Here is a 12,660-nt window from a genome sequence, read left to right as displayed (position 1 = left end):
ATAGATTATGGCACATAGAATTTTAATTGTAGATGACGCAGCATTTATGAGAATGATGATTAAAGATATTTTGGTTAAAAATGGTTTTGAAGTTGTGGCGGAAGCTGAAAATGGAGCACAAGCGGTAGAGAAATATAAAGAGCATTCACCTGACCTTGTTACTATGGATATCACGATGCCAGAAATGGATGGTATTACAGCATTAAAAGAAATTAAACAAATTGATGCGCAGGCAAGAATCATCATGTGTTCTGCTATGGGACAGCAATCAATGGTTATTGATGCCATTCAGGCCGGCGCTAAGGATTTCATTGTGAAACCTTTCCAAGCTGACCGTGTGCTTGAAGCAATCAACAAAACATTAAGTTAAAGGGTGTACGACTGTTGAAAAAGAGTCAATATTTTATCGTTTTTATTTGTTTTTTCGTTTTATTCAGTGTACATCCGATTGCTGCTGCCGCGGCAGACTCTGATAATTCAACTGTAAACGAATGGTTTCAAAAGAAAGATGAAAAAACTGCAGATCAATCAGAGCAAAAGAAAGAAAAAACAACAAAAACTGCTGATGAGACGGAGGGAGCGGCTGCTCCTTCTGTCTCAGCTTTTGATTTTGTAAAGATGATTTTCGCTTTACTGTTTGTTATCGCGCTGATTTACGGGCTGGTTAAGCTCATGAACAAAAGAAATCGGCTCCTAAAGCCTTTTCAATATGTTGAAAATATTGGCGGCACATCGGTCGGCCAGAACAGATCCATACAATTGATCAAGGTCGGGAAAAGTGTGCTCGTCGTCGGTGTAGGAGAGACGATCCAGCTGCTGAAAGAAATTGAGGATGAAAAAGAGATTGAAGTCATTCTCAGTCAGCATGAAGAGGCAATGTCAAGCAAAATAGAGTGGCAAAAGTTTGTGAAGCCGCTTAAGAGTTCTGAACATCAGCCGCAGCAAAAACTGCCTTCATTTTCAAAAGCATTAAAAGAGCAACTTGAAGAGTTAAAACAAAACCGTTCTGAAGGAAAGAAGAAAGGCCCACGTCATCATGAATGAGTTTATAAATATTTTCAGTTCAAGCGATCCGGAAAACGTAAGTTCGACTGTTAAATTACTATTATTGTTAACTGTATTTTCAGTGGCGCCTGGAATATTGATTCTTATGACTTGTTTTACTCGCATCGTCATTGTTCTGTCATTTGTCAGAACTTCACTTGCGACGCAATCTATGCCCCCAAACCAGGTTCTTATCGGGCTTGCGCTGTTTTTAACATTTTTTATCATGGCTCCTACTTTTTCAGAAATTAATAAAGAAGCGCTGACCCCATTAATGGACAACAAAATCAGCTTGGATGAAGCGTATACGAAAGCTGAGGAACCGATTAAAGAATTTATGAGTAAACACACAAGGCAGAAGGATCTGGCGCTGTTTATGAATTACGCGAAAATGGATAAACCTGAATCATTAAAGGATATTCCGTTAACAACAATGGTTCCGGCTTTTGCCATATCGGAGCTTAAAACAGCATTTCAAATAGGTTTTATGATTTTTATCCCTTTTTTAATTATAGATATGGTAGTGGCGAGCGTCTTGATGTCAATGGGAATGATGATGCTGCCTCCAGTTATGATTTCTCTGCCCTTTAAAATATTACTTTTTGTTTTGGTAGACGGCTGGTATTTAATTGTGAAATCTTTGCTTCAGAGCTTTTAGGGTAGGTGCTAAACGTGAGTTCAGAATTTGTAATTTCTATGGCGGAAAAAGCCGTATACGTAACGCTGATGATCAGCGGGCCATTATTGGCTATTGCTTTACTGGTCGGTTTAATTGTCAGCATATTTCAGGCGACAACTCAAATCCAGGAACAGACTTTGGCGTTTATTCCGAAAATCGTGGCGGTTCTCCTGGCTCTCATTTTTTTTGGTCCGTGGATGCTGTCGACGATTCTTTCATTTACAACAGAGCTGTTTTCTAATTTAAATCGTTTTGCAGGGTAATGTAGAGATGAATTCAATTATTGACTTATTTCCTGCTTTTTATTGGTTTTTATTAGAATCTCTGCTTTTTTTGTAACAATTCCGCTATTTGGACATCGAAATGTGCCAGCTGTTCATCGCATAGGTTTTGCTTTTTTTCTTGCGGTCATTTGTTTCAGCACCATTGATAAACCGCCCTCTTTGGAGATAGATGAGCACTATATGCTTTTGGCGTTTAAAGAAGCTTTGGTCGGCCTATGTCTGGGTTTAATTGCTTATATGATGATTGCCGCAGTGCAGATTGCCGGCTCGTTTATTGATTTTCAAATGGGATTTTCAATAGCAAACGTTATTGATCCGCAAACCGGTGCACAAAGTCCGTTGATTGGCCAGTTTATCTATACGATGGCACTTTTGTTTATGCTGAGTGTCAATGCCCACCATTTGTTGCTGGATGGTATTTACTACAGCTTTCAGTATATTTCAGTTGATCAGGCATTTCCGAATTTCGGCGATGAAAAGTTTGCCTATTTTATTGCGAAAAGCTTTAATGCAATGTTTATTATCGCTTTTCAAATGTCAGCGCCGGTTGTGGCCAGCTTGTTTCTAGTTGATTTAGCATTAGGCATCGTGGCTCGAACTGTTCCGCAGTTAAATGTATTTGTGGTCGGTCTCCCTTTAAAGATCGCTGTCAGTTTCATCATGCTCATTGTATGTATGTCCGTTATCTTCGTCGTTGTCCGGAATGTTTTCAGTTTAACGATTGAAACGATGCGGAATCTTTTAGCATTGGTCGGTGTTTCTTAATGAAGCTTAGAGTTGACCTGCAGTTTTTTGCGGGAGAGAAGACAGAAAAAGCAACTCCGAAAAAACGGAAGGATACGCGAAAAAAAGGGCAGGTAGCCAAAAGCTCGGATGTCAATACCGCCGTTTCTTTACTGGTAATATTCCTTTCGCTTATTGCAATTGGTCCGTATATGAGAGACAGGCTGCTGTCATTCATAGAAACATTTTATACCGAATCGCTCACAATGAAGCTCTCAGAATCAAATGTGCATACATTGTTTGTCAGCTTATTAAAGGATATGGGCATAATACTCGCACCGATTTTGCTTGTTGCTCTTGTTGCAGGAGTCGTAAGCAACTATATGCAGGTTGGGTTCTTATTTTCTGCTGAAGTGATACAGCCTAAGCTTGAAAAACTGGATCCGATCAAAGGCTTTAAACGAATATACAGTATGAGGGCGATTGTAGAGCTGATTAAATCAATTTTGAAAATCGTAGTCGTCGGTTTTGCGGCTTTTGCTGTGCTTTGGCTGCATTATGGAGAAATTCTCCGGCTTCCTCTCCTGACACCCGAAGAGGCACTATCTTTCGTTTCAAAACTCACTTTGTGGATGGGACTAAGCGGTGCAGGCGCTTTATTAATTCTTGCTGGTCTTGACTATTTATATCAGAGATTTGATTATGAGAAAAACATCAAAATGTCAAAACAAGATATAAAAGACGAGTACAAAAAATCTGAAGGTGACCCGATTATTAAGTCTAAAATTAAACAAAGACAGCGGGAAATGGCGATGAGGCGGATGATGCAGGAAGTTCCAAAAGCAGATGTCATTATCACAAACCCGACTCACTATGCGATTGCTTTGAAATATGATGAAGAAAAAATGGACGCTCCTTATATTGTTGCAAAAGGTGTCGACCACCTTGCGTTAAAAATCAGGAAAATTGCTAAAGAGCATGATGTCATGATGGTAGAAAACAGACCGCTTGCCCGTGCGTTATATGATCAGGTGGAAATTGACCAGGCAGTGCCGGAAGAATTTTTTAAAGTTTTAGCAGAAATTCTGGCTTACGTATATAAAACAAAACAAAAAGTATATTGAATTTTTCGATTTAAAAGGAGAGAAAAAACAGCATGTCAACAAGAGATTTATCCGTTTTAATAAGTGTTGTCCTCATTGTGGCGATGCTGGTGATTCCATTTCCTCCATGGCTGTTAAGTATTTTGATCATTATTAATATTTCTCTTGCGTTGATCGTGCTTCTCACCACAATGAATATGCAGGAAGCGCTTCAGTTTTCGATTTTTCCGTCACTGTTGCTGCTTTTGACCCTATTTCGTTTGGGCTTGAACGTCTCAACTACCCGTTCAATTCTTTCACACGGTGAAGGAGGGAAAGTCGTCGAGACTTTCGGAAATTTCGTTGTCGGCGGAAATGTATTAGTTGGACTCGTTGTATTTATCATCCTTATTATTATTCAGTTTATCGTCATTACAAAAGGTGCTGAACGTGTTTCCGAGGTTGCAGCAAGGTTTACGCTGGACGCAATGCCGGGGAAGCAGATGAGTATTGATGCTGATTTAAACGCAGGGATGATTACCGAACAGGAAGCGAAGCATCGCCGCGAAAAAGTGGCAAGAGAAGCAGACTTTTATGGAGCAATGGACGGTGCCAGTAAATTTGTAAAAGGTGACGCCATTGCCGGAATCATCATTGTGATGATCAATATTATTTTCGGAATCGTGATCGGAATGCTTCAGCAGGGCATGTCCATTCAAGAGGCTGCTTCACACTTTACGATGCTGACTGTAGGGGATGGAATTGTTTCGCAAATCCCGGCACTGTTAATTTCTACGGCTACGGGTATTGTGGTCACAAGAGCTGCATCTGAAGGAAACTTAGGGCATGACATTACAGGCCAGCTGTTTGCGTATCCAAAGCTTTTATACGTCGCAGCAGCTACGATCATGCTTTTAGGTATTTTCACTCCGATCGGCATCCTTCTGACGGGGCCGCTTGCGGGATTGCTTGCTTTTGGCGCATATACACTATCTATATCAGGTAAGGAAAAAGAAGAAGTGGATGAGATTCTTGAGGAAGAGGCTGAGGTGGACGAGCTTAAAAGCCCTGAAAGTGTCGTTCAGCTTCTGCATATAGATCCGATAGAATTTGAGTTTGGATATGGCCTGATACCGCTTGCTGATGCCAATCAAGGCGGTGATTTATTAGACCGAATTGTTATGATACGCCGTCAGTTGGCTTTGGAACTCGGGCTTGTCATTCCTGTCGTGCGAATCAGAGATAATATAGCGTTGCAGCCTAATGAATACCGATTGAAAATTAAAGGAAACGAAGTAGCAAAAGGCGAGCTGTTGCTTGATCATTATTTAGCGATGTCGCCTACTCCTGAGGACGATCTCATTGAAGGGATTGAAACAGTGGAGCCTTCATTCGGTCTGCCGGCTAAATGGATTAGCGAAGCGGTAAAGGATGAAGCCGACATGCTTGGTTATACAGTAGTTGATCCTGCATCAGTCGTTTCAACGCATATTACGGAGAAAATTAAGCAGCATGCCCACGAATTGATCGGAAGGCAGGAGACAAAACAGCTGATCGATCACTTGAAAGAATCGTATCCAGTCCTGGTTGAAGAGGTTACGCCGAATCCATTGTCTGTCGGTGATATTCAGAAAGTGCTTGCTAAGCTTTTAAAAGAAAAAGTTTCAATTCGAAACTTAGTAACGATTTTTGAAACGCTTGCTGACTATGGGAAATTAACAACAGATTCTGATCTTTTGACAGAGTATACAAGACAAGCGCTTGCTAAACAAATTACAGCACAGTTTGCCAAAGAAAATGAAGTGTTGAAGGTTGTTACTTGTTCGGGCCGTGTAGAAAAGGCAATAGCAGACGGTGTGCAGCAGACGGAACACGGGAACTATTTATCACTTGAACCAGATATTTCAGAAAGTATAGTGCGCTCTGTCGCTAAAGAAGCTGAACAGCTCTCATTACGTCAGGAAACCGCGATTCTTCTTTGCTCGCCGCCTGTCAGAATGTATGTGAAGCAGCTTCTGGAACGGTACTTCCCTGATCTTCCGGTACTCTCTTATAACGAACTTGAGGCGAATGTTGAGGTACAAAGCATTGGAGTGGTGGATATTTAATGAAAATAAAAAAATTTACTGCTGCTTCAATGCAAGAAGCTGCACTTCTCATCAGAAAAGAGTTAGGTAATGAAGCGGTCATATTAAATTCAAAAAAAATTAAAAAGCGAAAATGGTTTGGCCTCATCAACAAGCCTGCTGTTGAAGTAATCGCCGTATTGGATCAGGACTTTCTTGAGAAAAAAACGCCTCAGAAGGCAGCTGAACCGAAACAAACATTAAAAACTCCGGTCAGCAGTCCGAAAATAGAGGAGAGAACATATCCCCCTCAAATTCCGGCGCAACAGGAGCTAGGTGATTTTTCAGCATATCAATCTGTACTTCCTGAGCCGCTGCGAAAAGCAGAAAAGCTTTTGCAAGAAACAGGGATCAAAGAGTCTACGAAAACGAACACTCTGAAAAAATTGCTTCGCTTCTCTGTTGAAGCAGGCGGCTTGACTGAAGAAAATGTTGTCGGCAAACTTCAGGAAATACTATGCGATACGCTGCCCGCAGCAGACAAGTGGCAGGAGCCAATTCATTCAAAATATATCGTTCTCTTTGGTTCAACAGGGGCTGGTAAAACAACTACACTGGCTAAACTCGCAGCCATATCTATGCTTGAAAAACATAAAAAAATCGCTTTTATTACAACAGATACGTATCGTATTGCAGCTGTTGAACAGTTGAAAACATACGCTGAACTGCTGCAGGCTCCTCTGGAAGTTTGCTATACAAAAGAAGAATTTCAGCAGGCGAAGGAGTTATTTTCTGAGTATGATCATGTGTTTGTTGATACAGCCGGAAGAAACTTCAAGGACCCGCAATACATTGATGAACTGAAAGAAACGATTCCTTTTGAGAGCAGCATTCAGTCATTTCTTGTTTTATCCGCGACTGCAAAATATGAAGATATGAAGCATATTGTCAAACGGTTTTCATCCGTCCCTGTCAATCAGTATATTTTTACGAAAATAGATGAAACGACTTCCTTAGGTTCTGTATTTAATATACTGGCAGAATCAAAAATAGGTGTCGGGTTTATGACAAACGGACAGAATGTGCCTGAGGATATACAGACTGTATCTCCACTTGGTTTTGTGAGGATGCTGTGCAGATGAACAGATATGACCAAGCAGCAACTTTACGGGCGAAAATGGAAAAACGTGAGCGCGTTCTGCCAATGGTTTATTCACAAAAAGCGAAGACACTTGCTGTCATCAGCGGCAAGGGCGGTGTCGGAAAATCCAATATTACCTTAAATATGGCACTTGCGCTCCAGGATAAAGGTAAGAAGGTGCTGCTCATCGACCTTGATATCGGGATGGGGAACATTGATATATTAATAGGAAATTCATCGTCTGCCACGATAATTGATGTTTTAACCGATCGTAAGCCTTTGCTCCAGTCATTATCCATTGGCCCAAAGGGTTTGCGGTATATATCAGGGGGAACCGGTCTTGATGTGATGTTTCAGCTCGATCAGAGAAAATGGACGTTTTTTGCCAATGAACTTTCTCATGCATTAAGCCAGTTCGATTATGTGCTGTTTGATATGGGAGCGGGTTTATCAAAAGATCAACTGCCTTTTATTTTATCAGCAGAAGATATTTTGATTATAACAACTCCCGAGCCGACGGCCATTTTGGACGCATACAGCGCTGTCAAGCACTTGGTTTTGACAGAAAATAAGCTTTCAATGAAGGTGGCTGTCAATCGGTGCCGTGACCAAAAGGAAGGGCTTGACGCTTTTGCCCGCCTCTCCCGTACAATTCATATGTTTTTGGATGTTCAGGTTCAGTTTGCCGGTTCCGTTTCTGACGATGTGATCGTGAGCAAAGCGGTTGTCGAACAGGTTCCTTTTTTCATAAAAAGCCCTCAGGCAAAAGCCAGCCGGTCAGTCCGTATTTTAGCGGACGCCTTGTTTGGAAGAGAAGAAACGAGACACAAAGAAGACAAACAGACATTTATTGAGAAATTATCTTCTTTTTTAATGAGGAGGGCTTAATTTGATTCGTGTGCTTGTAGTTGATGATTCAGCTTTTATGAGAAAAATGATAAGTGATTTTCTGACCGAGGAAAAGCAGATAGAAGTAATCGGAACTGCGAGAAACGGAGAAGAAGCGCTTAAGAAGATTGAATTATTAAAACCGGATGTTATTACTCTTGATGTTGAAATGCCGGTCATGAATGGGACAGATACGCTCCGCAAAATTATTGAGATTTATAACTTGCCGGTCATTATGGTGTCTAGCCAGACCGAGAAAGGTAAAGAATGCACAATTAATTGTTTGGAGATCGGTGCCTTTGACTTTATCACAAAGCCATCAGGTTCAATATCTCTGGATCTATACAAAATTAAAGAACAATTAGTTGAGCGTGTCGTCGCGGCAGGACTTTCCGGCAAGCGGAAACGTCCTGTTTCCCAGACAGTTCGGCCCGAACCTATTGTGCGTGCTGTCGTTAAGCCTGAATTAAGCAAACCGAAACCTGGCACGGGCAGACAAATTGTGTGTATCGGCACATCAACAGGCGGTCCACGAGCGTTACAAAAGGTGATACCGAAGCTCCCTAAAGATTTGAACGCACCAGTGGTTGTCGTTCAGCACATGCCTGAAGGGTTTACTGCTTCTTTGGCTGATCGGCTGAATCATTTATCTGACATTCAGGTAAAAGAAGCAAAAGATGGTGAAGCAGCTCTTAACGGCTGTGTTTACATAGCACCGGGCGGAAAAAACATATCCGTTATTAAAAACAGCGAAGGACTCCAGGTTGTGCTTGATAACCATGACACCCCAAGCCGTCATAAACCATCTGCTGATTATTTATTCCGTTCTGTCGGGAAACTGACAGATTATGAAAAAGTAGCGGTTATCATGACCGGAATGGGCAGTGACGGCACTGCTGGGCTAAAGGACATGCTAACAGCCGGCAATGTGAAAGCCATTGCGGAGTCTGAAGAATCTTGTGTCGTATACGGGATGCCAAAAGCTGCTGTTAAAGCGGGTCTCATTCATGAGATTAAACATGTGGAAGATATCGCAGCATCCATCACAAGCTGTGTGAAAAAAGAGAGGGTGTGATTCAAATGGATATGAATCAGTATTTAGATGTCTTTATTGATGAGAGTAAAGAACATTTACAAACATGTAATGAAAAGCTTCTTCTTTTAGAGAAAGACCCGACTGATCTTCAGCTCGTACATGATATATTCAGGGCTGCCCATACATTAAAAGGAATGAGCGCAACGATGGGCTACACGGATTTAGCACACCTAACCCATCTGCTTGAAAACGTGCTGGATGCATTCCGAAACGGAGACATGGCAGTCACCTCAGACTGGCTGGATATTTTGTTTGAAGCTCTGGATCACCTGGAAGCAATGGTTCAGTCTATTATTGATGGCGGGGATGGTAAAAGAGATATCTCAGAAGTGAGTGCCAAGCTTGATGTGAATGGTGCGCACGCTGAATCCGCTGCCTCCGCGGAACTTGCAGAAGCACAGAGTTCAGCATCTGATTGGGAATATGATGAATTTGAACGTACAGTTATACAAGAAGCGGAGGAGCAAGGCTTCAAACGATATGAAATCAAGATTTCTCTGAACGAAAACTGTATGTTAAAAGCAGTTCGTGTCTATATGGTGTTTGAAAAACTAAATGAAGTCGGAGAAGTAGCCAAAACAATTCCAAGTGCTGAAGTGCTTGAAACGGAAGATTTTGGAACTGATTTTCAAGTTTGTTTCTTAACACATCAATCAGCGGAAGACATTGAACAATTAATCAATGGCGTGTCGGAAATTGAGCATGTTGAAGTCATTCAAGGGGCTCCTTTAACATCAGCCGAAAAGCCTGAAGAATCTAAGCAAGAAGATTCACCAGCAGCAGCTGTACCTGCGAAGCAGGAGAAACAAAAACAGCCTGCTAAAAACGATGAGCAGGCGAAGCATTCAGCCGGCGGATCTAAAACAATTCGTGTCAACATTGACAGGCTTGATTCTTTAATGAACTTATTTGAAGAGCTTGTCATTGACCGCGGGCGTCTCGAGCAGATTGCGAAAGAGCTTGAGCACAATGAACTGACTGAAACGGTTGAACGAATGACGAGAATTTCCGGAGATTTGCAATCGATTATTCTGAATATGAGAATGGTCCCGGTTGAAACTGTTTTTAACAGATTCCCGAGAATGATTCGCCAGCTTCAGAAAGAGCTGAATAAAAAAATTGAACTCTCGATCATCGGTGCGGAAACTGAACTGGATCGTACAGTAATTGATGAAATCGGAGATCCACTCGTTCACTTGATCAGAAACAGTATTGACCATGGTATCGAGGCGCCGGAAACACGTTTGCAAAAGGGAAAACCGGAATCAGGAAAAGTTGTGCTTAAAGCTTATCACAGCGGCAACCATGTCTTTATCGAAGTAGAGGATGACGGCGCAGGCCTTAATCGCAAAAAAATTCTGGAAAAAGCGCTTGAGCGCGGGGTCATAACGGAAAAAGAAGCTGAAACCTTAGAAGACAACCAAATTTACGAATTGATTTTTGCTCCGGGGTTCTCAACTGCTGACCAAATTTCTGATATTTCCGGCCGCGGTGTAGGACTTGACGTTGTAAAAAACAAACTGGAGTCTCTTGGCGGTTCAGTCAGTGTGAAATCAGCCGAGGGTCAAGGCTCTCTATTCAGCATCCAGCTGCCGCTTACCTTGTCTATTATTTCAGTTCTGCTGATTAAGTTGGAAGAAGAGATATTTGCCATTCCGATTTCTTCAATCATTGAGACAGCAGTTATTGACAGAAAAGACATTTTGCAAACGCATGACCGTGAAGTGATTGACTTTAGAGGGCATATTGTCCCTGTCGTTTATTTAAAAGAAGAGTTTAAAATAGAAGATACAAGAAAAGATGCGGAACAGCTCCATATCATTGTCGTGAAAAAAGGCGACAAACCTACTGCATTTGTGGTGGACTCCTTTATTGGCCAGCAGGAAGTTGTGCTGAAATCACTCGGAGATTATTTAACAAACGTCTTTGCAATTTCCGGAGCTACTATTTTAGGAGACGGAGAAGTAGCGCTCATTATTGATTGTAATGCACTGATTATTTAACCATTCGAGGAGGTGTCTCACATGACTGCAGAAATTAAAACAGGCGAAAAAATGATAGTCTTTATGGTAAATGGCAAAGAATATGCCATTTCCGTCACTCAGGTGAAATCAATTGAAAAATGGCAAAAGCCAACGAGGGTACCTGGCGTCGAACCATATATTTGCGGGGTAATCAATTTACGCGGGGTGGTGACTCCGGTTATTGATTTAAGAAAACGCCTGAATTTGCCAGAGTATGAAATTACCGATGAAACACGAATTATCATTATTGCTTATCGTGATATTGAAGTCGGCTGGATTGTGGATGAAGCGAACGATGTGATTACCGTACACGAAAGTGAAATAGAATCTGCTCCAGAAGGCGTTCAGAAAGATACGGATGTGTCGATCGAACAGATTGTGAAACAAGAGAACAGACTCTTAAATATTATTGATGCGAACGCGGTTTTGGATAAAGAATCATCTCAGTCCGCTGTGCCCGATCAAGCTTAATCTTAAAGGGGTTATGACATGAGTATTTTTAATGGAATCAAAGAAGAGCAGATGGACATTTTGCGGGAAGTCGGCAATATAGGCGCCGGCCACTCCGCCTCTGCAATGGCCCAGCTGTTAAATAGAAAGATAGATATGGAAGTCCCATTTGCAAAGCTGCTGTCTTTTGATGAGCTTGTTGATTTTTTCGGCGGCGCCGATGTCCCGGTTGCCAGCATCTTTTTAAGAATGGAAGGCGATTTAACGGGTTCAATGTTCTTTATAATGCCTTTTTTTTCAGGCGGAGCAGTTTATCAGAGAGCTGATTGGAAACCCCGATTTTGACATAGAGGACTTAGGTGAAGACCACATGAGCTCATCCGCTTTGCATGAACTGGGCAATATTTTAGCGGGGTCATATTTAACAGCTTTGGCGGATTTGACGAAACTCCAGCTCTATCCAAGTGTTCCTGAAGTCTCTTTGGACATGTTCGGAGCAGTGATCAGCGAAGGGCTGATGGAGCTCAGTCAGGTTGGAGAACACGCCATTGTTGTCGACACGTCAATTTTTGACCAAAGCCATCAGCAGGAGCTGAAAGCGCATATGTTTATGCTGCCGGACTATGATTCATTTGAAAAGCTCTTTGTCGCCTTAGGTGCATCATTATGAGTACAACTGAGGCTGTTGTTATAAAGGTTGGGATTGCTGACGTGAAGATCGCCCGCTTCCCGGATACCATCCGGACCTCTGGTTTGGGCTCATGTGTGGGGCTGGTGCTTTATGATAAAGAAAAGCAAACGGCGGGTCTTGTTCATGTCATGCTTCCGGATTCGACGTTATCGAAAACTGCCGAGCTCAACCGGGCTAAGTACGCTGACACCGCCGTACAGACCACGATTGATATGCTGATAGAAGCGGGATGCCGGAAATTTGCATTAAAAGCAAAGCTGGCCGGCGGATCAGAGATGTTTAAATTTAAATCGACAAATGATTTGATGAAGATCGGACCGAGAAATGTATTAGCGATAAAAGAACAGCTGTCTTTATTTAATATTCCTATTATTAGTGAAGATACGGGCGGCTCAAGCGGCCGGACGATAGAATTTGAACCGAAGTCCTGCATGCTGCATATTCGAACTGTTAAACAAGGTGAAAAAACGATTTAATTAAGGTATTAGGGGG

At 42.0% G+C, this 12,660-nt stretch carries 12 protein-coding genes and 2 pseudogenes; all 14 read left to right on the top strand.

The features are described from left to right. Positions 1-7 precede the first annotated feature (7 nt). The 14 genes and pseudogenes from cheY (at position 8) to cheD (ending at position 12,644) form a co-directional block, all read left to right on the top strand. Positions 8-370 carry a chemotaxis protein CheY gene (gene cheY / locus PUN35_RS05850; protein ID WP_014476812.1) on the top strand — a complete coding sequence of 121 codons (363 nt, stop codon included), beginning with the start codon at positions 8-10 and terminating at the stop codon, positions 368-370. A gap of 14 nt (positions 371-384) precedes the next feature. After that, complete coding sequence (gene fliZ, locus PUN35_RS05845; protein WP_014479789.1) at positions 385-1,044, top strand: flagella biosynthesis regulatory protein FliZ; 660 nt, start codon at positions 385-387, stop codon at positions 1,042-1,044. Continuing rightward, entirely contained in the window at positions 1,037-1,702 is a 666-nt protein-coding gene (fliP, locus tag PUN35_RS05840) for a flagellar type III secretion system pore protein FliP (RefSeq protein WP_003245692.1), read from the top strand. Before fliZ ends, fliP begins: the two co-directional genes overlap by 8 nt. Before the next feature lie 14 nt (positions 1,703-1,716). Then, positions 1,717-1,986, top strand: a complete 270-nt coding sequence (gene fliQ, locus PUN35_RS05835; RefSeq protein WP_003220888.1) for a flagellar biosynthesis protein FliQ — start codon at positions 1,717-1,719, stop codon at positions 1,984-1,986. Positions 1,987-1,993: 7 nt separating this feature from the next. After that, a pseudogene (gene fliR, locus PUN35_RS05830) lies at positions 1,994-2,772 on the top strand (flagellar biosynthetic protein FliR). Continuing rightward, positions 2,772-3,854: a flagellar biosynthesis protein FlhB gene (gene flhB, locus PUN35_RS05825; RefSeq protein WP_014479790.1), complete on the top strand. Its 1,083-nt coding sequence runs from the start codon at positions 2,772-2,774 to the stop codon at positions 3,852-3,854. The pseudogene fliR and the gene flhB overlap by 1 nt, the downstream one beginning before the upstream one ends. Positions 3,855-3,886: 32 nt before the next feature. Further along, positions 3,887-5,920: a flagellar biosynthesis protein FlhA gene (gene flhA, locus PUN35_RS05820; RefSeq protein WP_014479791.1), complete on the top strand. Its 2,034-nt coding sequence runs from the start codon at positions 3,887-3,889 to the stop codon at positions 5,918-5,920. Continuing rightward, positions 5,920-7,020 (top strand): flagellar biosynthesis GTPase FlhF, encoded by a 1,101-nt coding sequence (gene flhF, locus PUN35_RS05815; RefSeq protein WP_014479792.1) that lies wholly within the window; start codon positions 5,920-5,922, stop codon positions 7,018-7,020. Before flhA ends, flhF begins: the two co-directional genes overlap by 1 nt. Beyond that, a complete protein-coding gene (gene flhG, locus PUN35_RS05810) occupies positions 7,011-7,907 on the top strand; it encodes a flagellum location/number ATPase FlhG (RefSeq protein WP_072592533.1) in 897 nt (298 codons plus the stop codon). The genes flhF and flhG overlap by 10 nt, the downstream gene beginning before the upstream one ends. Position 7,908: 1 nt before the next feature. Next, positions 7,909-8,982 (top strand): protein-glutamate O-methylesterase CheB, encoded by a 1,074-nt coding sequence (gene cheB / locus PUN35_RS05805; protein WP_003245823.1) that lies wholly within the window; start codon positions 7,909-7,911, stop codon positions 8,980-8,982. A gap of 5 nt (positions 8,983-8,987) precedes the next feature. Beyond that, complete coding sequence (cheA, locus tag PUN35_RS05800) at positions 8,988-11,006, top strand: chemotaxis protein CheA (RefSeq protein ID WP_014479794.1); 2,019 nt, start codon at positions 8,988-8,990, stop codon at positions 11,004-11,006. A 21-nt stretch (positions 11,007-11,027) separates the two neighbouring features. After that, positions 11,028-11,498: a chemotaxis protein CheW gene (cheW, locus tag PUN35_RS05795; RefSeq protein WP_003231938.1), complete on the top strand. Its 471-nt coding sequence runs from the start codon at positions 11,028-11,030 to the stop codon at positions 11,496-11,498. A gap of 18 nt (positions 11,499-11,516) precedes the next feature. Then, positions 11,517-12,147: pseudogene (cheC, locus tag PUN35_RS05790) on the top strand (CheY-P phosphatase CheC). Next, on the top strand, positions 12,144-12,644 hold the full coding sequence (gene cheD / locus PUN35_RS05785) for a chemoreceptor glutamine deamidase CheD (RefSeq protein ID WP_003244852.1): 501 nt from the start codon (positions 12,144-12,146) through the stop codon (positions 12,642-12,644). The pseudogene cheC and the gene cheD overlap by 4 nt, the downstream one beginning before the upstream one ends. Positions 12,645-12,660: the final 16 nt, after the last annotated feature.

The sequence above is a fragment of the Bacillus sp. N3378-2at genome (assembly GCF_033412715.1).
In the GTDB taxonomy this organism is placed as follows: domain Bacteria; phylum Bacillota; class Bacilli; order Bacillales; family Bacillaceae; genus Bacillus; species Bacillus subtilis.
This window is presented reverse-complemented; position numbering and strand designations above follow the sequence as displayed.